Genomic DNA, 24,855 nt, shown 5'->3' on the forward strand with positions numbered 1-24,855 from the left:
CTTTAAACTTAAATTAAAACTCGAAAAACCATCATTGTCATCATCACAAACCTCTAAAGGCGTTACTAAATTCGCTATCGGATTCATGATAACCTCCAAATCTAAAGTCGTAGTGTTGTAACAGGTTGTATCAGTACTTTCTAATCTTACAAATACTGTTTGCAAATTAGGAACTATGTTAGTGTAAGGCGAAAATATTTCATTTGTATCAGCATTTGCATCAGCCAACGTTTCATAATATGTAACCACCACATTAGCTTGGCCATTAATTAATTCTGTATTTGCATCAGTCAAATTAAAAATTGCAAAGCCATCAGTATCATCATCACAAACCGATAAAGGTGTAGGAATAAGAACAGCTGGTCCTGCGTTTACATTTAAATCGAAAGAAATAGTTTCGAAACATAATGTATTAGCATCATTTTCAACTCTAACAAATATCGTTTGAGGATTAGAAATATTAGTATAAGGACTAACTAAAACATTAGTATTGGCTTCTGCATCAACTTGAGTTGGATGATATGTAAGCGTTACCCCTGTTTGCCCATTAAGTATCGTCGCAGTTTGAGAGTTCAAATCAAAAGCTTCAAAACCATCAGCAGAGGCATCATCACAAACTACCATATCCTCAGGTTGGGTTAATGAAATTCCAGATGCTACTAATAAATCAAAAGTTGTAGTAACATAACAGTTCGTATTATTTGTATTTACAATCCTAACAAAAATCGTTTGTGGGTTTACTGTATTAGTAAATAAATTTGGCAACGGATTCGCATTATTATCAGCATCTGCTTGAGAAACATGGTAAGATATTACCACATTTGCTTGAGCTCCAATAACTTCAGCATCTTTCGTAGATAAATCAAATTCTGTCAAATCGTCTAATACAATATCATCACATAACTCATAGACTGATATTGGGTTCACTAAAGGATTAGGAAAAAACGTAATCACTACATCTTCGCTAAGAGTACAACTCTGGTCTGTAACCTCAACTAAATAGGTTTCCGAATTAGGAGAAGACACCGTCAACGTAGGGTTGGTTTCACCTGCTTGTAAAATCCCTCCAATATACCACTGATAAGTTGCCGTAGCAGTACCAATATCAGCATCTAGTATAACATCTGCATCGCCTTCACATAACTCTTGATCAGGACCTAAATCTACAGTAAAAGGGACATCTTTACTTACAGTAACATCATCGGTAACCACAATAGTATCACCATTACAATTTGTATAAGTCACTTCTGCCGTATATGTTGTAGTACCATTAGGGCAAACATTTAATGTTGGTGTTGTACCAATTACAGTGCCTGCAGAATCTAACCAAGCAAAATCAATAATACTAGGTCCTGCCGGAGTGAAACGCCAAGCTTCATCTGAGGTTGTCCATTGACCTGTATTTCTTCCTGGAGGAACAAATGCTGTTGTACCAGCATCATTTTGGATACCAACAGCAGCATTACCACTATTCCATCCTGTACATAATGGTTTATTTTTAATATAAATATCGATCACATTTGTAGTCTCATATAATACAGCCATATGAGTTGCTAATAAATTATTGCAGGCACCTGAATACATTGGTACTTCAAACCAAGACACTGCTAATACTCTGTTAGGTGATGTACCAATAATTTCCCATGCAATCTCTTCAGAAGTACTTTGAGTTGGGTCTATATCATGAGTAGGCGTTAAAATATTAGCTTCCCCTAAAGTATTATTAGTATTATTTGGTAAAGACTCTGTAAAAGCCCATCCATTTCCACCTGTATTGTTATTAAAACTAATCACACCATTAGATCCTACTTGAAATTGTGTTTCAATATTTGTGAAAAAGCAAAAATCAAAAGGTAGATTCTCATAACTAGACCACTGGTCATCAGCATTAGGGTTTAAAGAGTTTGTTAAACCACTAAAAGAAAATGGTGGCACAAAAGGTATTTCGGTAACCGTATAGGTATTTGTTTCACCAATATCTAAAAATTCAGCAGTGATATCTGTACATGTATCTGCACAATCAATAACAATATCATCGCCAGCTTCAACAAATGGCGTTCCTGGTCCTGAGGCACCAATTTGTGCAGTTAAGTTAATCGTATTTGTACTAGAACAACCGGCAGGATTAGTATCTGTAATTACTAATGTTACAGTATATAAACCAGCTGTAGCATATTGGTGCATCACTGTAGCTCCAGTTCCCGTATTTGTATCTCCAAAATCCCATGAATAGGTAGCTCCTGTTCCATCTATTGAAAAAGTTCCACTACCATTAAAAGTTATCACTTCATTTACATCTGCAACAACCACATTATTAACATCAAATGCTGGATTAGTACTATCTAAATTTGCAACAATGGATTGACAAGGTGTTAAACATGCTATATCTGCAGCCCAACCTGTAGTAGTACCTGAACCGTTAGACACAAACTCAATTGTTATACATCCTGAAGGTGTTGTTGCTTCAATAACTCCTGGATTATTTCCTCCAGAATACGAACCAAAAGATGGAAATGTATTATCCGGTCCATCATAAATAGTCATTACATCCAAACTCAATTGTGTACTAAACGCTGTAAAACTTAATTGAATAGCATCACCTGCTGTAGGTGGACAAATGGTTAGTGTAAAATTTTCGTTACTTGAATATGGTCCAAACTCACCACCTGAATCAAAAAATCGATCTGTACATTGACTTATTGTTCCATCTTGCATCAGAATATCCTGACCATATGAAAAAACTGTAAAAACGAGGAATAAAAGAGTAGTTATCTTTTTCATAATATGATGATTATTGAGGGTTTTGAGATTTGATAGTTATTAAATATTGTGAATTATCAAATCGATACGTCTTTGAACCTTCCCTTGAATGAAAATTGAATTGATATTTTAAAGGGTTAAATGTACTAGCATTATAAACCGCGTCATGAATTAGACCTTTATTATAAGGATTGAAAAGTGGAACAGTAGATAATTTTGCAAAACTTGACAAATCCTTGCTTGAATGTTCTATAATTACAACTCGATTTCTTAGAATATTTTTAACATCCTTTAATCGCTGAGGCTTACTTAAGATATCTTCTTCAGCATGATCTCCATAAACTTCATTAATTTGCTTTAACTCGTTAGCCGTTAGAGGTGCATCTACATTGTCATCAAATACAACATGTTGCAATGGTTTTTGCTTTTGATTATTTTGGGAAAACGACAAGTTTACCGTTAACATACTAAAAATGAATGCCAAAGGCAGAAGGAATTTTGTATTCATAGCTTTCTATTGATTAAAAGACGTGAAATTTAAGAAATTTTTAATTAAATTACTGTTAATGTTGAATAGCAATTAGCGTCCAACATATACATTACTATAACATTTCAGATTAAAAAACTCCTACCTATGTATTAACTTTTTTTAATTGTTTATCTTTGCAAACTCTAAAAGCAACTTTTTATGTTGATTTAGAAGTTTTTAATTTTGAATAGGTTTATAATAAATGCTTGTCAAAAATTTGATTAATGAAAATAGAAAAAGACTTGGAAGATTTTGAAGCAATAGGTGATGACCATGTAGGTTCTTCATCTGAAACACCATTACGTGATGATGCTTTCAAACTTACTAATGATGAAAAAATAGATATCATTAAAGATGATGTTCGCCATATTATGGAAACCTTAGGCCTCGATTTAACAGATGACAGTTTAAATGGAACTCCTAACCGCGTTGCAAAAATGTTTGTGAATGAGATTTTCGGTGGACTTGATCCAAAGCGAAGACCTAAGGCGTCAACTTTTGATAACAAATATAAGTATGGTGAAATGCTTGTTGAAAAAAACATAACTGTATACTCAACTTGTGAACATCACTTACTTCCTATCGTTGGAAAAGCGCATGTTGCCTACATTTCAAACGGAACTGTTGTTGGCCTTTCTAAAATGAATCGTATTGTAGATTACTTTGCAAAGCGTCCGCAAGTGCAAGAACGCTTAACCATTCAAATTGTAAAAGAGTTGCAAACTGTTTTAAATACTGATGATGTCGCCTGTGTTATTGATGCTAAACACCTTTGCGTGAATTCAAGAGGCATAAGAGATATTGATAGTAGTACTGTCACTTCAGAATTTGGTGGTAAATTCAAAGAAAAAGATACCAAAAGAGAATTTTTAGATTATATCAATTTAGATACAGCGTTTTAATTTTAAGGACTTTTTAATTATTCAGCATGCAATTATACCAAAACCAAACTATTCAGATTTATAATTCATTAAGTGGTAAAAAAGAAATCTTCAAACCTATTGAATCAGGTTATGTTGGTATGTATGTTTGTGGACCTACGGTTTACAGCAATGTCCATTTAGGAAATGTGAGAACCTTTATGTCATTTGATATGGTGTTTCGATACCTAAAACATTTAGGGTATAAAGTTCGATATGTTAGAAATATAACTGATGCTGGACATTTAGAAAATGATGCAGATGTAGGTGAAGATAAAATCACAAAAAAAGCACGTTTAGAACAAATTGAACCTATGGAAGTTGTTCAGCGTTATACGGTAGATTTTCATAATATTTTAAACACACTTAACTTTTTACCTCCTAGCATTGAACCTACGGCTACTGGACATATTATCGAACAAATTGAACTCATTAAAACTATTATTGACAACGGTTTTGGATATGAAGTGAATGGTTCGGTGTACTTTGATGTTCATAAGTTTAATGAATCTAATGAATACGGTAAATTAAGCAAACGTAAACTTGAAGACTTAATCCATAATACACGAGCTCTTGAAGGACAAAGCGATAAAAAAAATCCACAAGATTTCGCGCTTTGGAAAAAAGCAGAACCTCAACATATCATGCGATGGCCTTCACCCTGGAGCGATGGTTTTCCTGGTTGGCATTTAGAATGTACTGCGATGAGTACAAAATATTTAGGTGACAATTTTGATATTCATGGTGGTGGAATGGACTTAAAATTCCCGCATCACGAATGTGAAATTGCACAGAGTGAAGCTGCAAAAGGTATTTCTCCAGTAAACTATTGGATGCACGCAAATATGCTTCAATTGAATGGACAACGTATGTCTAAAACTACTGGAAATACTGTTAATCCAGATGAATTATTGTCTGGAAACAACAAATTTTTCAGCAAAGCTTACGGACCTAGTGTCATACGATTTTTTAATGCACAATCGTCATACAGAAGTGTTTTAGATTTAACTGATGATGGTTTATTAGCTAGTGAAAAAGGCTTCTACAGATTAATGGATGCCATAAATGGTCTTGACGATTTACCCACTGGATCAACATCGACATTTAATGTAACCGAATGGAAGCAGAAATGTTATGATGCCATGAACGATGATTTCAACTCACCTATTTTAATTGCGCATCTTTTTGAAGCTGCAAAATTGGTGAATCAAATTAAAGATAATAATGCATCTCTAACTTCTGAAGATTTAGAGGAATTGAAAAGCACAATGCATGCTTTTACGTTTGATGTTTTGGGATTAGAAAATGCTTCTAAATCAGAAAATGGTACTGATAAACTTTCTGGAGCTGTTGAATTGTTAATTCAGTTGCGTCAAGAAGCAAGAGCAAATAAAGATTTTGCATTATCTGATAAAATACGAGATGAATTAGCCGCAAAAGGAATTCAGTTGAATGATGGAAAGGATGGCACGACATTTTCGACAAACTAAACAGTTTGTCTGTTTGAGCGGAGTTGAGAACTATTCATTGTAAAGTATTTAATTAGGTTTCGACTGCGCTCAACCTGACACTCTAATAGCTTTCTAATTAAGAAATGAAAAAACTCCTAACATATCCATTTATATTTCTAATTAAAGTTTACCAAACATTAATCTCTCCGTTAACGCCTGCATCGTGCAGATTTCAACCTACTTGCTCGCATTATAGTAAAGAAGCTCTTGAAAAACATGGCTTATTAAAAGGTGGAAAATTAGCGATAAGGCGTATTTTGAGTTGTCATCCATGGGGACGTAGCGGCTACGATCCTGTTCCCGAAAAAGAAGATTAAAACTATCTTAAGGTTTACTGCTTTTTGAGCATAAATAGTATCTTTACCCAACAAAACAAAACATATGTACGCTTTAGGTCTCGTTTGGAACCCTTCTAAAGGAATTGATTTCGGATTTTTCACACTTCATTTCTACAGTTTGATGTGGATTATTGCCTTCTTGTTAGGTTTCTATATTGTAAAACGCATCTTCAAAAATGACAATCAAACCAATGAAGCTTTAGATTCTCTTTTCGTATACTCTGTAATTGGAATCATGTTAGGTGCACGTTTGGGCCATGTCTTTTTTTACCAGTCTGAATTAATCAACGATGATTTCTTTAGCATCTTTCTCCCTTTTAAATTTAAAGGCGGTATAGAATTCACTGGTTTTCAAGGCTTAGCCAGTCATGGAGCTGCCATAGGCATGATAATATCTATGTATTTATACAATAAAAAAGTCGTCAAGAAAAGTGTGATTTGGGTTCTCGATCGTGTTGTTGTGCCTGTATCTTTAGGTGCTGTATTTGTGCGTTTAGGAAATTTTATTAATTCTGAAATTATAGGTAAAGTAACCGATTCTTCCTTCGGAATACAGTTCATTCAAGATACCTACAGCAAATATGATGTTGTTAAAATCACTGGAATTAAAGATGTAAAAGAGGCTTATACCGCTTTAGGTAGTGATCCTAAATATGCTGAGTTATTAGAAAAAGTACCATTTAGACATCCTGCGCAATTATACGAAGCATTTAGTTACGTTTTTGTGTTTTTCATCTTAATGTATTTTTATTGGAAAACAAATAAAAGTGAACAACAAGGGTTCTTATTTGGCTTATTTTTAGTTTTACTTTGGTCCGTTCGATTTGTTGTTGAATATGTAAAAGAACCTCAAAATATTGAACGCGCAGATTGGCTTTTAAATACCGGTCAGCTTTTAAGTATCCCGTTTATTTTAATAGGTTTGTACTTCATGTTTGTTTATAAACCGAAACGTAAATTGAGCTAATATGAAACGACAATGGCTTAGACTATTTGCTGTTTCTACATTTGGTATTTTGTGTTTTTCTAGTTTATCTTGTAAAGAAACTCAGCAAAACACGAAGGTGAAAGCTGCTACGATTTCTTTTAAAAAAGAAGGAGAACTTCAGATTAAAAAGGCAATTACTGATTCAGTTATTACTACTCTTGATATTGAAATTGCCGACGATGATTATTCCACTCAAACTGGATTGATGTATCGTAAGCGCATGGAAAACAATCAAGGTATGTTATTTATCTTTCCTGATTCAGACTATAGAAGTTTCTACATGAAGAATACTGAAATTTCATTAGACATCATTTATATTTCAGAGGACAAACACATTGTAAGCATCCAGAAAAATGCAAAACCGATGGATGAAACCTCATTACCTTCAGAAGCGCCTGCAAAATTTGTATTAGAAGTTAATGCTGGTTTAAGTGAGACTTGGAATTTAGAAAAAGGAGATACTATTGAATTCACTTCAAACTAAACCATAATTATATAGTAAACAAAAAAGCCATTCAAATTGAATGGCTTTTTTAATTCTATAAAGATTGTTGAATTATTCCTCTTCTTTAGGAGCTTCACCTTTATCTTTTAATGTATCATACATAATTGGAGTTGCAATAAATACAGAAGAATATGTACCCACAATAACACCTACGATTAATGCGAATAATAATCCTCTTAAGGAATCGGCACCAAAAATAAACATTGCCAATAATACCACTAAAGTGGTTAACGATGTATTTAAGGTTCTACTCAATGTACTGTTGATCGCTGAGTTAATATTGGAACCTCCTTTAAATCCTGCACGTTCTGCAATTACTTCTCTAATTCTATCAAAAACGACAACCGTATCATTCAGAGAATAACCAATAACGGTTAATATGGCTGCAATGAAGGCTTGATCAATTTCCATACTAAATGGCATAAACTTATAAAGTAAAGAAAAGATACCTAATACGATAATCACATCATGGAAGACAGCTACAACTGCACCAGTTGAGAATTGCCATCTTTTGAAACGGAATAAGATATAAAGGAATACTACTACTAAAGATCCTAATACTGCCCAGAATGATTCTTTTTTGATATCATCGGCAATTGTTGGACTTACTTTACTTGATAATACTTTACCTACACCATTGGTAGCTTCAGAGAATTCAGTATAAGTAATATCTGCTGGTAAATAAGACTGCAATCCATTAAATAACATGGTTTGAATTTCCTCATCAGCTTCAGCTGAATTTTCATTTACTTTATACTTCGTTGAAATTTTTAACTGATTAGCAGAACCAATAGTTTTTACTTCAGCACTTCCGAAGACCGCATTCAAATCTTTGGCTACATCTTCAGAATTTACCGCTTTATCAAAACGCACTTGATAGGTTCTTCCTCCAACAAAATCAATACCTTGATCTAATTTATTAGTAAATAAAGACACTAAACTTATTACAATTAAAATACTAGAAATCACATAAGCCACTTTACGCTTAGCAATAAACTTGATATTCATATTCTTAAATAAACCTTTTGTTATTGACGTAGAGAAATCTAAATTCTTTCCTCTGTTTACATACCAATCTACTAATAAACGGGTAATGAATATTGCTGTAAATAATGATGTTACAATACCAATAAGTAAAGTAGTTGCGAAACCTTTAATAGGACCTGTTCCAAATACAAATAATATTAATGCTGTTAATCCAGTTGTAATATTGGCATCTAAAATTGAAGATAACGCATTTGCGAAACCATCTTTCACAGCTTCTTTCATGGCTTTACCCTTACCTATTTCTTCCCGTATCCTTTCGAAAATAAGTACGTTCGCATCCACAGACATACCAATCGTTAATACGATACCAGCTAAACCAGGAAGTGTTAATACAGCTCCTAATCCTGAAAGCACACCAAAAATTAACAAGATGTTTAATAATAACGCTATATCAGCAAAAATACCAGCTTTACCATAGTACATGATCATCCATAGTAATACTAAAGTTAAGGCTATTAAAAATGATTTTGTTCCACTCTCAATAGCTTCTTTTCCTAATGAAGGCCCAACTTGATCTGCTTGAACGATATCTGCTGAAGCTGGTAATTTACCTGCTCTTAACACGTTTGCTAAATCGATCGCTTCATTCACTGTAAAGTTTCCAGAAATTTCAGTATTTCCACCTGAAATCGCTCCATTAGTAGCTTGGGGAGCAGAATATACAATATCATCTAATACGATGGCAATTTGAGATTTATTAGTGAATGCTCTTCCTGTAATTTCTTCCCATTTTTTGGCGCCTTTAGCATTCATCTGCATGGTTACAGATGGTTTATTAGTATTGCTATACGATTGACGTGCATCCGTAATTACAGCTCCACTTAATTCTGGTTCATCTTCTCTGTTTCCTTTTAACGTATATAAATCTACATACTCAACTCCTGTATCTGCATCTGCAGTTGGCAAACCAAAAGCGAATCTAATGTTTCTTGCATCTGCAGGAAGATTAGCTTTTACTTGAGGCATATCTAAATACGATTGAAACTTGTCTTTATCTTCCAATTTAATTCCAATCATTCCACCAGAACGTGGAGGACCAATTAAATCAAACAACGGATTTACTTGAGCAACAGCTGTTGAATCTGTAGACGCGTCACCCAATAAATCATCAATTGTACTGTCTGCAGACGTTGAGTCTTGAGCTTCGGTAGCTTCCTCTTTTTCATCAAGACCCAGTACTTTTTTAAGTGTTTCATTAGATGCTACGAAGAAATTTCCAATAGACTGTCCGTTATCAACATCCCAGAACTGTAATTGTGCTGTTGTCGTAATTAACTCTGTTGCACGTTTTACATCTTTAACACCTGGAAGTTCTACTAATACACGACCTGTATTTCCTAAACGTTGAATGTTTGGAGACGTTACACCAAACTGGTCAATACGTTTACGCAATACTTCGAAAGCAGAAACAATAGACTCATCTACTTTCTGTTCGATTTCTTTTTTCACCTCATCATCAGTCATGTTGATGTTAATCACATCATCTAGACTTCTATTCGCAAATATATCTGGAGACGCTAATTTTTGGTCACCTTTAATCGCATCCCAAGCTTGGTAAAACGATTCTAAATACGATTCTTGAGCATCCTTTTGAATTTCTTCAGCATCAGCTAAAGCCTTATTAAAAGCTGGATCTTTACTATTATTTGCAAGACCTTTTAAGATGTCTTTTACTGAAATCTCAAGAATTACGTTTAATCCACCTTTAAGGTCAAGACCAAGATTCATTGATTTTTCTTTAACTTCTTTGAATGTGAAGCTTGTGACTCCTAAATCAAATACTTCCTGACTTGATAGAGAATCTAGATAACGAACCTCAGCATCACTGATGGCTTCACTATCTTGAAATTTACTTTCGGCATAAGTTTTTGCCTCTTTTTCAATTTGGTTAGCTTTGAATGTAAATGATAATTGATAAATACTTACCAATCCAAATAACAGTGCAAAAAGCTTTACTAATCCTTTGTTTTGCATTACTTTAATTTTTTTGAGTCAAATTTTTTAAAACGAGCAAATATATACTTTACTCACCATTTGACAATTATTTTTTATGTTTAAATGTATTGTTATGACTGCTTTTTCGATTAACTACAAAAAGCTTTCATTAAAATGTAATCTGAAGTTCAATGGGAAAACTTAGCTCTTAGCTATAATGTAAAATCCCATTTGTATTTGGTCCTGCTCTGACCTCTGGGATTTTATTCGACTTATGATCTATAGTAATTCCAGAATATTTATGGAATTTATAGGCAACCTTTATTTGTTGATCAAGATAACTATAATCAATTGCTTTTGCAGTAGCAAACGGATTTGTATTTGAAAGGCGGTCGTTATCTGCTTTATGTTCTAATCCTAGTTTTCCCGAAAGATGAAATGCTGTATCATATCCATTTTGGATTTCATACACATCTACATTATAGGCAATTGAATGGTCTTTTGAAGGAATATCAAATGGAATATTATGATCACCATTACTAGAGTTTCCTAATTCGAAATACTTTGCTTTGGAAAGTATTTTCTTTATACTAACAATATCAGTCGTACTGAAATAGGTGATTTTTAATTGTCCACCTTTATGTTTAGTTACCTGAATATCATGAACACCAACAGTTTGCAACTGTTCTTTAACAGTAGCAATAGCATGTTGTGCTGTGTCACTAGTAACCGTTTCACTCGTAAACTGTAAAACAATCTCTTGATTAGGATTCTTGTTGTCATCATGAGAAACAATACCTCCAACCAATGCTAGAATTATGACTAAAGCACTAATATACCATTTGTTATTCATGCGCCAAATATATAAAAAAATAAAGACTGTATTTCTACAGCCTTTATTTCTATGTTATATGGTTTGAATTAAAGTTCTAATAATCCGTTGGTTTTCTTAACGCCTTCAGCACTTTCGTTCATGTGTGCTTTTTCAGCAGCACTTAAAGGCACATCAACAATTTGTTCTATTCCGTTTCTACCAAGAATTACTGGAACACCAATACAAAGATCATTTAAACCATATTCACCTTCTAATAATGTTGAACATGGAAACATTTTCTTTTGGTCACAAGCAATCGCTTGAACTAATCCGCTTACTGCAGCTCCTGGAGCATACCATGCAGATGTTCCTAATAATTTAGTTAATGTAGCACCACCAACTTTGGTGTCTTCTTTAACTTGATTTAGTCTATCCTCCGACATAAACTCAGAAACCTTAATACTGTTTCTAGTTGCCTGAGAAATTAATGGTACCATTCCAGTATCACTATGTCCTCCGATAACCATTCCGTCAACATCACTTATGGGAGCATCTAAAGCTTCCGCTAATCTATATTTGAAACGTGCAGAATCTAAAGCGCCACCCATACCAATTATTTTGTGTTTTGGTAAATCGGTCGTTTTATGAACTAAATAGGTCATTGTATCCATAGGATTACTAACCACAATTAGAATTGTATTTGGAGAATGCTCTACTAAACTTGAAGATACAGATTTTACAATACCAGCATTGATACCAATAAGTTCTTCACGAGTCATACCAGGTTTACGAGGAATACCAGAAGTAATAACACAAATATCACTATTTGCTGTTTTTGAATAGTCGCTAGTACTTCCTGTTATTTTAGTATCAAATCCGTTTAAAGATGCACATTGCATTAAATCCATTGCTTTACCTTCAGCAAAACCTTCTTTAATGTCTAAAATGACGACTTCAGAGGCAAAGTTTTTAATGGCAATATATTCTGCACAACTTGCTCCAACTGCTCCTGCTCCAACTACTGTTACTTTCATGTTTATATGTTTTAATTGTGTTGTTATTTAAGAGTGCAAAATTACAAATTTTAAAAGTGCCAATGAAAAAAGCGTAAGAGAAAATCTTACGCTTTTGATTTTTTTTATACTATAGTTAAGTTCTCTTTAAAAAGAAAGGTTGAATCCTAAGGTCGCACTATCAAATTCTGCAACCGTATAATCTGCATTTATTCCAAAGATACCAAGCTTTAGGTTTGCGCCTATTGTTCCTCTTATTCCAGTGACCTCTTGTTCAAATGAAAAAGGATCTTTAATTTCTTCAGAAAATTGGGTACCATCTGTCACTCTATAGACTCCTAATAAATCTGTAGTTGATTTCCCTGAAATATATCCTAATCCTCCATAAAAGTTTATGATTTTCAATTTTGTTCCAACGATTAGTTCAAAAAGCATGGTATTTACTTCAGTTTCCACACGTTGATTTTCACCATCTACAAATTCGGCATCCGTAAAATCATAACTTGCATCCAAATGTGTATACGCTATCAATCCTGATATTGCTACTGGAAAAATTTTATCTGCAGGCAACCAACTCGTAAATTCTTGTTGAATTCCTAACCCGTATAAACCAACTTTTGCTTCTGAAGTTTCTACTTTGGGAAAATAGCGTCCTTTTAATTGTGTTCCTTTAAATGGGGAGAAACTAGCCTGTAAAAATCCTGTTGGAATGATATTAAAGTTTTGCGAACCTATACCTGTAGGAAGTTCTAATTCCTTCTCTTGATTTCCAAAAATAGGATCACTATAGGTTATTATCACACTTATTGAAGGATCATTATGTCCTAATGCTGTGGCAACAGTTTTTGTAGAACTACCATCCTCAAATCTAATATTCTCATAATCGTCGACATTAATTTGGAACGATTTTTTCTCATCTTTAACAAAACCAATATTTCCAATTAATGATATTTCAAAATTAAAACGATTTGGTGCTTTGGCATTGTTGAACCATCCATTGTTTATTCCAAATGCCAATCCTTCAGAAGCAGGTGCAATATAGCCTTGTGTGAATCGCTCAGCATCGGCTATACCTGCGGCTAGTAGATCATTCACATTTTCTTGAGCTTTCACTAATACTATACTAAGTAAAGCTGTACTAATTAAAATTATTCTCTTCATAACATTGTAGGTTTATTGAACGTCAAAATTAGTAAACTTTTCGAAACACAACACTTCATCGTTAATAAATGTGTTTTACCGATAATAAAACGTGTGACATATGTAATTATTTCACGAATGGAAATAAAAAAAGCAACTACTCTATATACGTAGTTGCTTTAGTTATGGTTTTCGCATCGATAAAATCAGCGAACATATATTTTATTTATGCATCAATATTCGCATAAATCGCATTCTTTTCAATAAACTCTCTACGAGGTGGCACTTCGTCACCCATTAGCATTGAGAAAATTCGATCTGCTTCTACACCATTATCAATTTGAACTTGTCTTAGTGTTCTAAAATCTGGATTCATTGTTGTATCCCATAATTGAGATGCGTTCATTTCCCCTAAACCTTTATAACGTTGTATTTTACTACCATCACCAAAATCGTTCATAATATTAGTTCGTTCTTCGTCACTCCATGCATATTGCTTTTTAGCACCTTTCTTTACTAAATATAAAGGCGGTGTGGCGATATAGATATGTCCATTTTCAATCAACTCTTTCATATATCTAAAAAAGAAGGTTAAAATTAGAGTTTCAATATGGCTACCATCAATATCGGCATCACACATGATAACTACTTTATGGTATCTTAATTTAGATAAGTTAAGTGCTTTACTATCATCTTCAGTACCTATGGTAACACCAAGTGCTGTATAGATGTTTTTAATTTCCTCGTTTTCAAAAACACGATGTGACATAGCTTTTTCTACGTTTAAAATCTTTCCACGTAAAGGAAGAATCGCTTGAAACGCTCTATCACGACCTTGTTTTGCAGTTCCACCTGCCGAATCTCCCTCGACCAGGAATACCTCACATTTTGTTGGATCCTGCTCTGAGCAATCACTTAATTTTCCAGGTAAACCTCCAATACTCATTACGGTTTTACGTTGCACCATATCACGAGCTTTTTGGGCAGCATGACGTGCTTGAGCAGCAAGAATTACTTTTTGAACAATGATTTTAGCATCATCTGGATGTTCTTCTAGATAATCGGTTAGCATTTCTGAAACCGCTTGACTTACAGATGCAGATACTTCTCTATTTCCTAATTTCGTTTTGGTTTGTCCTTCAAATTGAGGTTCTTGAACTTTTACCGAAATAATAGCTGTTAAACCTTCACGGAAATCATCGCCTGCAATATCAAATTTCAGTTTATCTAACATTCCTGAACTATCGGCATATTTCTTCAGCGTATGTGTTAAACCTCTTCTAAAACCAGATAAGTGGGTTCCACCTTCATGCGTATTAATATTGTTTACGTAAGAATGTAAGTTTTCAGCATACGATGTATTATAAATCATGGCAACCTCAACAGGAACACCATTTTTTTCACCTTCAAAAGCAATTACTTCTGCTATTAATGGATCACGATTACCATCTAAGAATTTGATAAATTCTTTAAGACCTTCTTTAGAATGAAATGTTTCGCCTTCAAACTCACCATCATCTTTTTTATGACGTTTATCAACTAAATGAATTGTGATGCCTTTATTTAAATAGGCCAACTCACGTAAACGACTTGCCAATGTATCGTAGTTATATTCTAAGGTTTGAGTGAAAATTGTAGCATCTGGCTTAAAAGTAACTATCGTTCCTCTTTTCTCAGTTGTACCAACTTTCTTTACGGGATACATAGCTTTCCCTTTTTCGTATTCTTGTTCCCAGATTTCACCCTTTCTGAATACTGTTGCTTTTAAATGATCTGATAAAGCGTTAACACAACTTACTCCAACACCATGTAAACCACCAGACACTTTATAAGAATCTTTATCGAACTTACCACCTGCTCCAATTTTGGTCATTACAACCTCAAGTGCAGACACGCCTTCCTTTTTGTGGAGATCTACTGGAATACCACGACCATCATCTTCTGTCGTTATAGAATTATCTTCATTAATAATTACTGTAATATTATCACAATGTCCAGCTAAGGCTTCATCGATTGAGTTATCAACAACCTCATAAACCAAATGGTGCAATCCTCTTGCACCAGTATCTCCAATATACATTGATGGACGCATACGTACGTGCTCCATGCCTTCTAAAGCCTGAATACTATCTGCTGAATAATTATCCTTATTAAATTCTTCTCTTTTTTCGCTCATAAATTTTAATTTATCTTGAAATAACTAGTTTATAAATCTTAGTATAATTTTGAATTATACATCGCATAAAAAAAGATGCATTTAGCATCCTTTTGAACACAAACAAAGATATGAAATTAAGACGCTTTTTGAAAGCTTTTTACACACAGAAATCAATAATTATTAACATTTGTTAATTACTAGAAAGTGTCTTAAATCGAATAAAAAGCACCTTAAAATTGATTTTACTGATTTTTAACATCTTCCAAAAAGCGCTTAAAACTCAAAATCTCGCAGAAGCGAGATTTTGATTTAAATTAATTACAATATATGAGCTCAATTTGAACTTTTTAATACGCCTCATCATGAACATTAGCAATCGCTCTTCCTGATGGATCATTCATGTTTTTAAAGGCCTCATCCCATTCTAATGCAATTTTAGTACTACAAGCCACACTTGGTTCTTGCGGTACAGATAAAGCTGCTGTATCACTTGGGAAGTGTCCTTCAAAAATTGTGCGGTAATAGTATTCTTCCTTGTTTATCGGTGTTTGAATTGGAAAACGGAATTTAGCATTCGCCATTTGATCATCAGTTACTTCTTTTTCTACCAGTTCTTTTAAGGTATCAATCCAACTGTAACCAACTCCATCACTAAATTGTTCTTTTTGTCTCCATGCCACACTTTCTGGTATCATATCTTCAAACGCTTTACGAATGACCCATTTTTCCATGCGTTCACCATTAATCATCTTGTCTTTTGGATTGATTCGCATAGCGACATCCATAAATTCTTTATCTAAAAATGGCACACGTCCTTCAATTCCCCAAGCCGCCAAACTTTTATTAGCCCTTAAACAATCGTACATGTGTAATTTATCTAATTTACGAACTGTTTCTTCATGAAATTCTCTTGCGTTAGGCGCCTTGTGAAAATACAAATAGCCGCCAAAGATTTCATCTGCACCTTCACCACTCAACACCATCTTTATTCCCATAGATTTAATAACTCTTGCCATTAAATACATTGGTGTTGACGAACGTATTGTAGTAATATCATAGGTTTCAATATTATAAATTACATCTTTTATGGCATCTAAACCTTCTTGAATTGTAAATTTAATTTCGTGATGTACGGTTCCAATGTGGTCCGCCACTTTTTTAGCAGCTTTCAAATCTGGAGAACCTTCTAATCCTACTGAAAACGAATGCAGTTGCGGCCACCAAGCTTTTTCTTTATCGTCAGCTTCAACACGTCGTTCAGAATATTTTTTGGCTATCGCAGAGGTCACTGAAGAATCTAAACCACCAGAAAGTAAAACACCATAGGGCACATCACTCATTAGTTGTCTGTGTACTGCAGCTTCAAGTGCTTCTTTAATTTCTGCGATACTTGTTTCATTATCTTTTACGGCATCATAATCTCTCCAATCACGTTTATACCACTGCACAAATTTTCCGTCTTTACTGCTCATATAATGTCCTGGAGGAAACAATTCGATTTTAGTACAAACACCTTCCAAAGCCTTTAATTCTGAAGCGACATAAAAGGTTCCATTTTGATCCCAACCAATATATAACGGAATAATTCCCATGTGATCACGAGCAATGAAATATTCGTCTTTCTCAACATCGTAGATAGCAAAACCAAAAATACCATTCAGCTCATCCACAAAATGGACGCCCTTTTCTTGATATAATGCTAAGATGACTTCACAATCACTTTCAGTTTGGAACTCATATGTGGCTTTAAATTGCTTTCTTAATTCTCTATGGTTATAAATTTCGCCATTTGCAGCCAATATTAATGTCTTGTCTGGACTCAATAATGGTTGTTTTCCTGAAGCAGGATCGACAATCGCTAAACGTTCATGAGCCATAATCACTTTATCATCACTGTAAATTCCGCTCCAGTCTGGTCCACGATGACGTATCGTTTTTGCCATTTCTAATACTTGAGGTCTCAACTCATCTGAGTTTTGTTTTATATCGAACGCACATACAATTCCGCACATAACTAAATTTATTTTTTGTTTATTAATAGAATACAAATATGAATTATAAGTTTAATATTTGAAACATAATATCTTGTTTTGCTTACAATATGTAATTAAATATCTAATTTTACTATTAAAAATAATTCTTTGACCAAAAAACAGATGCTTAACTTTGTAATTTGAAAGTAGAAATACACCTATGAAATTAGCAACATTATTCTTCCTTTTATTTAGCTTGAGCCTAACTGCACAGCCGACTTGGCAACCTGCACCAAACATAATTTCAAACGCAAATGGACAACGTTTTGATGACGTTTTCTTTTTAAACGAAAATTTAGGCTGGGCAGCAAATGGCTATTATGCAGCGGTTTATAAAACTACAGATGGTGGTTTAAATTGGACGGAGCAACTCAATGAAAATAATATTCCTGGAGGATATTATTTTAGAAATATTGAATTTTTAAATGAAGATATTGGCTTTATTGGTACACTAAATGGCGCATTTTTTAAAACCATTGATGGTGGTTCCAACTGGACAGAAGTTACAAACATCACTCCAAATCCTAATGCCATATGTGGATTAGATGCTGTTGGAACTTCGACTATTTACGGTTGTGGTGCTTATTTTAATCCGGCACACATTATCAAATCAACAGACAGTGGAGACACCTGGACATTTATTGATATGTCTAGCTATTCTGATGGTTTGGTAGAAGTCCTATTTTTAGATGAACTTACAGGATTCGCTTCAGGAAGAGCTTCTGATGGTGGAATAATTTTAAAAACCATAGATGGCGGACTAACTTGGACCGAAATCTATAATACCAATTTAAGTGGAGAGTATGTTTGGAAACTTCAAACACTCGAAGGCAATAGCAATGTTATGTTTGGCGCTGTTTCATCTACTGGAGGAAATAATGGAAAATTAATAAAATCAATCGATGGTGGTGTTAGCTGGAATAGCTTTGAATCTGTAGAAACGGAAATCCAAGCTGTTGGCTTTATTACTGAAAATCATGGATGGATGGGTGGACACACCACAGGTTTTCAAGAAACTTTAGATGGCGGACAAACATGGACAGACTTAAACATTGGCAATAATCTAAATCGAATTTTTATCATAAATTCTACTAGAGCATATGCATCTGGAACTACAGTTTACAAGTATACTGATGAAACCTTAAATGTTCAAGATTTTAGTCAAGTAGACCATCAGCATTTAGATATAAAAATTCTCGAAAATCCTGTGGAAAGCAATTTACAGTTTACTATTAATTTTGAAAGTGATGACAATATCCTTATTGAACTTTATGACATAAGTGGCAAATTCCTAAAACAATTATCTCGCGATGTGATAACTCAAAAGACGCTAAAGAACTACAACTTTAATGTTTCTAATTTAGTCTCTGGCACTTATTTTATTGATTTTCACAACAATTCTGGACGATCTGCTTTAAAGTTTATAAAGAATTAAGCATCACTTGTAAACTTTAACAAGTATTTGCGACATTTAATACAACTTTAAGACCTTCCGGTTTTATTTTTAAAGACATTTACAACAACTAAAAACACAGATTATGAAAACAACATCAATTATTTCAACTATTTCTTTAGCTTTTTTAATGCTAATTTCTTTCAATTCAAATGCTCAGGAATTTTCAGGATTAGACAAAAGTCCGATGGATGCGGCATCATTCCCATCAAATTACAAGGAAGCTGATAAGTATATTAAAATTGTTTATAGTAGACCACAATTAAATGAACGTTCACTTGAAAAACTAGTTCCTCATGGTGAAGTTTGGAGGACTGGAGCGAATGAAGCAGCAGAATTAACACTTTACAAAACTATGATATTTGGTGACACAGAGGTTTCTCCTGGTACCTATACATTTTATATTCTTCCTGGAGCCAAAGAATGGACAGCCATAATTAATAAAGATCTTAATGTTTGGGGAAGTTATTTTTACAATGAAAAAAATGATGTTGCAAGAGTAACCGTTCCTATTGTGAGAGCAAAAGAATCTATGGACGTATTTTCTATTGCTTTTTCAGAATCAGATAGTGGTATAGATATGCACATGGGTTGGGGTGACGTGCGCATCGCTGTTCCTTTTACTAAAATGTAAAACAATTAGTATTAATAACAAAAAAGCACTGAATATCAGTGCTTTTTTTTGTTTGTCTAATTACCTAAGTATAACTTTCTGACTTTTAGTTTTCTTTGCACTATTTAGTGTCACAATATAAACTCCATCTTCAAAGGCAGATACATCCACTTGATTCGTTAATTGACTTTCGTCTAATTCTGTGGTCAATACTAATCGACCTCTAATGTCGAATAAAGCAAACTCAGTAGCATCAGTAAGGAGTCCGCTTACAGTTATTATACGTGGTGTTTTCGTTGCAAAAATCTTAAGGTTATCAAATTCATTTTCTGAAGTCCCAAAAGTTTCATCAGCAAATCTTAAATAAAAACGTCCTGTACCAACTAAATTTTCGTTTGGAGTCATTACAAAATCAGTTTGATTTAATAAGGTAAAGGTATTATTCAATCGATCTTCTAAATACACATCTGTTGATGCTGGTACATTTGATTCTGAAATACTAACCGTTATTTGTTCGTTTGCATTTGAATTGATTCCCAAAGGAATGACTATCGATTCAAAATCTTCATTTGGCAAAGACTGAATAGCCATATCAACACCTGTATTATCTTCGACAAGTTCAGAATAAATTGAAAAATCTCCTGCATTGGTTCCCCAAACTCCTGCGTCATATCCTCGATCTAATCCTAAGGTTGTGTTTTCAATAAAATAAAAATCGGTGCTTTTAGACGTATTGTTAGTTGACAATTGTAATTTTAAATGTGTATTTACAATTTCATTATTTCGACCTAAAATAAAATCATCACTTGCACCTGTAGCTCTCATTGCTGGCGTAAATTCTAAATCATAAAGTGGAGCATTAATTGCATCTGCGCTCACAAAAAACCCTTGACCTGGAGCTATTACTGTAGAAGCTGTTGTAGTAGCCAAATTATAAATGGTCCAGCCATCTAATGCATTTCCGTCATAGCCATAAATTGCAGCAGTTCCAGAGTTCATTAAACTTAAATTGCTTACGCCAGCACTAACTTCATGAGTAAGAAATGTTTGAACATTTAAATATGAAGGGTATGGATTTCCAACAAGGTTCCATTCTTGTTCTGCAGGCTCTGTAGGTCCAGAATTTATAATATCAACACTTACAAGAGACTTATTAGCTGTTCCTGTAAATGTAAATGTACCGTTGTCACTAGATGCTGCTCTATAGCCAATACCAGCATCTAAAGGCGTAGTATCTGTTCCAGTATAGGTTAGATATGTGCCTGTTGTTTTATCAAAAGGACCAAATAAATATAATGTTCCATTGTTTAAAATATTTGGATTAGCAGAAGCAAACGCATTAAATGCTTGACCCGTTAAAGGTGGAGAAATTAAATCATTACTACCAGTTTCGCCAGAACCATTAATATTTACATGACGATTATAGTAAATTGTTCCAGCTATTGAACCATCAAGAATTAAACTAGAGTATGATGTAGATGACGATTCTAAAGTCACTGTTGGTGCTGTTAAAGTCACTCCTGTATTAATTGTGGCATCTGCGCCTTCTCTCACTTTTAAACTTAATACGGACACATCTGACGCTATGATAGTAGATTCACCTTCCATAACTACAGCATTTTTAATGCCAGTGTTTGGTGTAGGTTCTTCATTCCACACATCATTTTCATAGACCAAATGGTTGACGATTTGATTAGAACCACTCGTTCCTGGTGAGCCTAAATCTGGCGCATCAATGCCTTCTGAGCTTTTGGCCGCTGCCCATAAACTACCATCATTATTATCTTGAATATTACTCCCAACATACTCCATAGAAGCACCTGTTGGATTTGGCCAAACTGGACCACCATCGTAAACGGTTCTATCGATCTCAGTATTTTCACCATCTTCTAAAATAAGTGCATCAGAGGTATTGTTTAAAATGGTACTCCCATACTGATAATCTACCATTACATTTCCATTGGTTGCTAAAACACTATTACGTGCTAAGACCACAAACCCATCGGCTGGCACAATCAAATCACTAGCAATCACGTGTGGTGTAGCATCTGCTAGTGCATCTTTTATGGTCCAACCTTTTAAATTGATTGGTAATTTTGTTGGGTTGTACACCTCAAAATATTCGCCATTGGCATCAGAAACTGCATCTGGATTTTGCATGATTTCGGTGATGATGACGTCTATTTTATCTTGCGGACTAATAAAGCCTTCAGATGTATAGGTATTTCCAACGGTTAACTCTTGCACATGGACTTCTCCAATGGTAAAGAGCACTTTGGTATTGCCTACTTTTACGTTGTCTCCTCCACTATCGATACCGCTTTTATAAAGCGTTTGGGCTTGGCAAAAACTGATGGTTATCAAACTAATAAGTATTGGTTTTAATATGTGTTTCATCCTCTTTATATGTTTCAAAATTAATTTTCATTTAGTAAGATCTCACTGCACGTGCACCAAGACCTACTTGTTTACCGAACGCACCGCCAAAATCACCAACATGCCTTTGGTAAGCATTACCAGAATTTACTTCTGTAGAGGTCCAGTAGGCGTTGATTAAAAAGCCTGACAGAAAACTTTGGGCTTGAATCATTTTTGTGGCTTCCGCCTGTGAAGGCAAATACCAATCATCATAAGTAATTCCATCTGCTCCAACAACGGAAAAAGCATCACAGAGTTCAGCTGCAGAAACAATGCCATCAGTCATATGGCAAGAATCATCAATAATATCCTGAGTGTTTATTTCTCCGTTTCCAATTGCAGCTCCATCAGCTCCTAAGACTAGAAAATTAGCACATCCCCATGGCGCACCAGCACTTGAACTTTGATCAAGTGTTGCAGCAATTAAGCCATGTGGCACGCCTTCTTCATAACCTATATCACCTGATTGCAATACATAAATAACAATTCCACCCTGAAAAGTATCTCCCAAAACAGGTGGTCGTATTTGAGCAGCATCCCCAACCATATTCGTCCAGGAAGTACCATTGAAAACTTGAAGTTCTCCATCGGTTCCACAGTCTGTGCACCATACAACTAAACCTGCAGCCACAGGTGCTGCAATTGAATTACGTTCAACCTCTGACATACGAGGCGGTAGAAATCCTTTCGTTGTAGAGCTTACGTCTAATTGTGCTGAAGGGTCTGGAGTTGCAGTACCGATTGCGATATCACCATCGACATCATTTATAGAACCGTCCACTAAGCTTGTGCCATCCCATTTAGGGACTGTGTTGGTTGAAGCCGAAGTTACTTTTGGATCGGTTTCATCAGCGGTGGTAAATAGAACTGGTAAATCAGTTAAATCATTATAACTCTCACTGAAGAGTGCTGGCTGATTGGTTAAATTGTTATAATCACCATTAAACAAAACTGGCACATTAGAAAGATCATTATAATTGCCACTAAATACAGCATCTATATAATTAGCATCTGCATACTCTTTAGTCACTAACGCTTTAGCGTCTGTAATTTCTACTATATCTAAACTTGGTGCAGTAATTGTACCATTTTTTAAAATCACTAAGGCGTCACTAGTAGACCCTAATTGCCCATTACCAACAACTAATAAACGATCTAAAGCATTGAACGTTGTCGTACTAATTGGTGTTGTTGATACATTATATGATCCTAAAGAGACTTGCCCATAACTCTCGGCTGTTGTGGTTCGACCCGATGCGAATGAGTAGTATCCTGATGCTGTTGTACTATGACCTATTGCTGTTGCTGAAAGATTAGATGCTGTTGACAATCGACCCATTGCTACAGAATTATATCCTGATGCTGTTGTAGAGCTACCCATTGCTGTTGATATAAAACCTGAAGCTGTCGACCCACTACCAAAAGCTATTGCATTTGTATCGCTTGCAGTATTAGAAGCAGATTCAATTCCTGTGTTGCTGGTGGTATTGAAAGTAAACGGTGTATTCGTTAAATCATTATAATCACCACTAAAGGCAGCATCTATATAATTAGCATCTGCAAACTCTTTAGTCACTAAAGCTTTGTCATCTGTAATTTCTGCTATATCTAAACTTGGTGCAGTAATTGTACCATTTTTTAAAATCACTAAGGCATTTGAGCGGTTAAGTTCGGTAGATCCGTTACCAACAACTAAAAGCTGATCTCCTGCATTATAAGTTGTAGCGCTAATTGGAATTGTAGGCACACTGTGTACTCCTAAGGAAGTTTGCCCATAACTCTCGGCAGTTGTATAACGTCCCATTGCTGTTGCATATCGTCCTGATGCTATTGTCAGTCGTCCCATTGCTGTTGTATAGCGTTCTGATGCTATAGTACTTTGCCCTAGCGCAGTCGCTGAAACATCAGATGCTATTGTTTGACGACCCGATGCGAATGAATATATTCCTGATGCTGTTGAATTATCTCCAAACGCTGTAGACGATTCTCCAGAGGCTGTTGTAGTATCACCAAATGCTGTTGAGTCTTTTCCTGAGGCCATTGTGGAGGCACCCATGGCTGTTGATAAAATTCCTGAAGCTGTCGTATTCGAACCCATTGCTGTGGAATAATCTCCTGTTGCTCCTCTTGTTGTGTTCGCAAATGTTGCAAAACTTAAATCCACAGCATCTAAACCTACATTCCCATAATTGGCAGCAACTCTACCTACTTTCACCAAACCATTACCATTGCCTTCATCTATGGTTTCTAAACCTGTGACATTGGTTGCTGTTTCTGCAGTTTTAGCACTCAAGGCATAAGGCACGGCATTAAAACCTGTGGTACCCATATCTGTTAAACCAGAACCTGAGTTAATTTGCGTGTTTAAAAAATGATCGTCGCTAGACCAATCAATATTGGCATAGACACCACTATTCACCACACCATCTCCTATATTAATAATAATGATACCATTGGCATCTGTAGTTGGTGTATGGGTTTCTTGATACACGTTGGTTTGTGCAACACTTTGTAAAATTTGAAACTGCACAGTGACTTGTGTGTTGGCGACCACAGCATTATTGGCGTCTTTAATTAAGGCTTTGTAATTGATACTGTTGGATTGTGCAACTGTTGTTATTGTAAACAACATGAGCAAAGCGAGGGTAATTCTCTTCATTTTAGTATTGGTTTTGGTTGG

At 34.8% G+C, this 24,855-nt stretch carries 17 protein-coding genes; 7 read left to right on the plus strand and 10 right to left on the minus strand.

Going from position 1 to position 24,855, the window contains the following annotated elements; all coding sequences use genetic code 11:
• Together VOI25_RS06055 and VOI25_RS06060 are read right to left on the minus strand one after the other, a co-directional pair.
• A partial coding sequence (locus VOI25_RS06055) for a PKD domain-containing protein (RefSeq protein WP_323788159.1) occupies positions 1 to 2,781 on the minus strand: 2,781 nt, incomplete at its 3' end.
• Between the two features lie 10 nt (positions 2,782 to 2,791).
• Positions 2,792 to 3,268 carry a hypothetical protein gene (locus VOI25_RS06060; RefSeq protein ID WP_323788161.1) on the minus strand — a complete coding sequence of 159 codons (477 nt, stop codon included), beginning with the start codon at positions 3,266 to 3,268 and terminating at the stop codon, positions 2,792 to 2,794.
• A 245-nt stretch (positions 3,269 to 3,513) separates the two neighbouring features.
• On the opposite strand from VOI25_RS06060, the gene folE reads away from it, so the two are divergent.
• From folE to VOI25_RS06085, 5 genes are all read left to right on the plus strand, one after another.
• On the plus strand, positions 3,514 to 4,191 hold the full coding sequence (gene folE, locus VOI25_RS06065; protein WP_323788162.1) for a GTP cyclohydrolase I FolE: 678 nt from the start codon (positions 3,514 to 3,516) through the stop codon (positions 4,189 to 4,191).
• Between the two features lie 26 nt (positions 4,192 to 4,217).
• Positions 4,218 to 5,699, plus strand: coding sequence for a cysteine--tRNA ligase (cysS, locus tag VOI25_RS06070; RefSeq protein WP_323788164.1), 1,482 nt, complete (start codon positions 4,218 to 4,220; stop codon positions 5,697 to 5,699).
• A gap of 104 nt (positions 5,700 to 5,803) precedes the next feature.
• Complete coding sequence (gene yidD / locus VOI25_RS06075) at positions 5,804 to 6,037, plus strand: membrane protein insertion efficiency factor YidD (protein WP_323788166.1); 234 nt, start codon at positions 5,804 to 5,806, stop codon at positions 6,035 to 6,037.
• A 64-nt stretch (positions 6,038 to 6,101) separates the two neighbouring features.
• Positions 6,102 to 7,025 (plus strand): prolipoprotein diacylglyceryl transferase, encoded by a 924-nt coding sequence (gene lgt, locus VOI25_RS06080; protein WP_323788168.1) that lies wholly within the window; start codon positions 6,102 to 6,104, stop codon positions 7,023 to 7,025.
• 1 nt (position 7,026) lies between these two features.
• Entirely contained in the window at positions 7,027 to 7,530 is a 504-nt protein-coding gene (locus tag VOI25_RS06085) for a DUF192 domain-containing protein (RefSeq protein WP_323788169.1), read from the plus strand.
• A gap of 72 nt (positions 7,531 to 7,602) precedes the next feature.
• On the opposite strand, the gene secDF is transcribed toward VOI25_RS06085, so the two are convergent.
• The 6 genes from secDF to asnB all read right to left on the minus strand — a co-directional run bounded on the left by secDF (position 7,603) and on the right by asnB (position 17,670).
• Positions 7,603 to 10,572 (minus strand): protein translocase subunit SecDF, encoded by a 2,970-nt coding sequence (gene secDF, locus VOI25_RS06090; RefSeq protein WP_323788170.1) that lies wholly within the window; start codon positions 10,570 to 10,572, stop codon positions 7,603 to 7,605.
• 169 nt (positions 10,573 to 10,741) lie between these two features.
• The gene (locus VOI25_RS06095; RefSeq protein WP_323788171.1) at positions 10,742 to 11,386 is read right to left on the minus strand and encodes a hypothetical protein; all 645 of its coding nucleotides are present in this window, start codon (positions 11,384 to 11,386) and stop codon (positions 10,742 to 10,744) included.
• A gap of 68 nt (positions 11,387 to 11,454) precedes the next feature.
• A complete protein-coding gene (locus tag VOI25_RS06100) occupies positions 11,455 to 12,381 on the minus strand; it encodes a malate dehydrogenase (protein WP_323788172.1) in 927 nt (308 codons plus the stop codon).
• Between the two features lie 126 nt (positions 12,382 to 12,507).
• Entirely contained in the window at positions 12,508 to 13,521 is a 1,014-nt protein-coding gene (locus VOI25_RS06105) for a DUF6588 family protein (protein WP_323788173.1), read from the minus strand.
• 205 nt (positions 13,522 to 13,726) lie between these two features.
• Positions 13,727 to 15,676 (minus strand): DNA topoisomerase (ATP-hydrolyzing) subunit B, encoded by a 1,950-nt coding sequence (gene gyrB, locus VOI25_RS06110; protein ID WP_323788174.1) that lies wholly within the window; start codon positions 15,674 to 15,676, stop codon positions 13,727 to 13,729.
• Between the two features lie 329 nt (positions 15,677 to 16,005).
• Complete coding sequence (asnB, locus tag VOI25_RS06115) at positions 16,006 to 17,670, minus strand: asparagine synthase B (RefSeq protein ID WP_323788175.1); 1,665 nt, start codon at positions 17,668 to 17,670, stop codon at positions 16,006 to 16,008.
• A 181-nt stretch (positions 17,671 to 17,851) separates the two neighbouring features.
• Here asnB and VOI25_RS06120 point away from each other — a divergent pair, with 181 nt between their 5' ends.
• The gene (locus VOI25_RS06120; protein ID WP_323788177.1) at positions 17,852 to 19,126 is read left to right on the plus strand and encodes a YCF48-related protein; all 1,275 of its coding nucleotides are present in this window, start codon (positions 17,852 to 17,854) and stop codon (positions 19,124 to 19,126) included.
• Positions 19,127 to 19,229: 103 nt separating this feature from the next.
• A complete protein-coding gene (locus tag VOI25_RS06125) occupies positions 19,230 to 19,778 on the plus strand; it encodes a DUF2911 domain-containing protein (RefSeq protein ID WP_323788178.1) in 549 nt (182 codons plus the stop codon).
• A gap of 60 nt (positions 19,779 to 19,838) precedes the next feature.
• On the opposite strand, the gene VOI25_RS06130 is transcribed toward VOI25_RS06125, so the two are convergent.
• Positions 19,839 to 22,154: a lamin tail domain-containing protein gene (locus VOI25_RS06130; RefSeq protein ID WP_323788179.1), complete on the minus strand. Its 2,316-nt coding sequence runs from the start codon at positions 22,152 to 22,154 to the stop codon at positions 19,839 to 19,841.
• 31 nt (positions 22,155 to 22,185) lie between these two features.
• Complete coding sequence (locus tag VOI25_RS06135; protein WP_323788180.1) at positions 22,186 to 24,834, minus strand: hypothetical protein; 2,649 nt, start codon at positions 24,832 to 24,834, stop codon at positions 22,186 to 22,188.
• Positions 24,835 to 24,855: the final 21 nt, after the last annotated feature.

Origin of the sequence: Psychroserpens sp. (genome assembly GCF_034670085.1) — a bacterium.
Taxonomy (GTDB): Bacteria; Bacteroidota; Bacteroidia; order Flavobacteriales; family Flavobacteriaceae; genus Psychroserpens.

What these genes read in the sequence shown, in the direction of transcription:
- VOI25_RS06060 (WP_323788161.1), bottom strand. Translation starts at nt 3,268, where the DNA reads ATGAATACAAAATTCCTTCTGCCTTTGGCATTCATTTTTAGTATGTTA.
- folE (WP_323788162.1), top strand. Translation starts at nt 3,514, where the DNA reads ATGAAAATAGAAAAAGACTTGGAAGATTTTGAAGCAATAGGTGATGAC.
- cysS (WP_323788164.1), top strand. Translation starts at nt 4,218, where the DNA reads ATGCAATTATACCAAAACCAAACTATTCAGATTTATAATTCATTAAGT.
- yidD (WP_323788166.1), top strand. Translation starts at nt 5,804, where the DNA reads ATGAAAAAACTCCTAACATATCCATTTATATTTCTAATTAAAGTTTAC.
- lgt (WP_323788168.1), top strand. Translation starts at nt 6,102, where the DNA reads ATGTACGCTTTAGGTCTCGTTTGGAACCCTTCTAAAGGAATTGATTTC.
- VOI25_RS06085 (WP_323788169.1), top strand. Translation starts at nt 7,027, where the DNA reads ATGAAACGACAATGGCTTAGACTATTTGCTGTTTCTACATTTGGTATT.
- secDF (WP_323788170.1), bottom strand. Translation starts at nt 10,572, where the DNA reads ATGCAAAACAAAGGATTAGTAAAGCTTTTTGCACTGTTATTTGGATTG.
- VOI25_RS06095 (WP_323788171.1), bottom strand. Translation starts at nt 11,386, where the DNA reads ATGAATAACAAATGGTATATTAGTGCTTTAGTCATAATTCTAGCATTG.
- VOI25_RS06100 (WP_323788172.1), bottom strand. Translation starts at nt 12,381, where the DNA reads ATGAAAGTAACAGTAGTTGGAGCAGGAGCAGTTGGAGCAAGTTGTGCA.
- VOI25_RS06105 (WP_323788173.1), bottom strand. Translation starts at nt 13,521, where the DNA reads ATGAAGAGAATAATTTTAATTAGTACAGCTTTACTTAGTATAGTATTA.
- gyrB (WP_323788174.1), bottom strand. Translation starts at nt 15,676, where the DNA reads ATGAGCGAAAAAAGAGAAGAATTTAATAAGGATAATTATTCAGCAGAT.
- asnB (WP_323788175.1), bottom strand. Translation starts at nt 17,670, where the DNA reads ATGTGCGGAATTGTATGTGCGTTCGATATAAAACAAAACTCAGATGAG.
- VOI25_RS06120 (WP_323788177.1), top strand. Translation starts at nt 17,852, where the DNA reads ATGAAATTAGCAACATTATTCTTCCTTTTATTTAGCTTGAGCCTAACT.
- VOI25_RS06125 (WP_323788178.1), top strand. Translation starts at nt 19,230, where the DNA reads ATGAAAACAACATCAATTATTTCAACTATTTCTTTAGCTTTTTTAATG.
- VOI25_RS06130 (WP_323788179.1), bottom strand. Translation starts at nt 22,154, where the DNA reads ATGAAACACATATTAAAACCAATACTTATTAGTTTGATAACCATCAGT.
- VOI25_RS06135 (WP_323788180.1), bottom strand. Translation starts at nt 24,834, where the DNA reads ATGAAGAGAATTACCCTCGCTTTGCTCATGTTGTTTACAATAACAACA.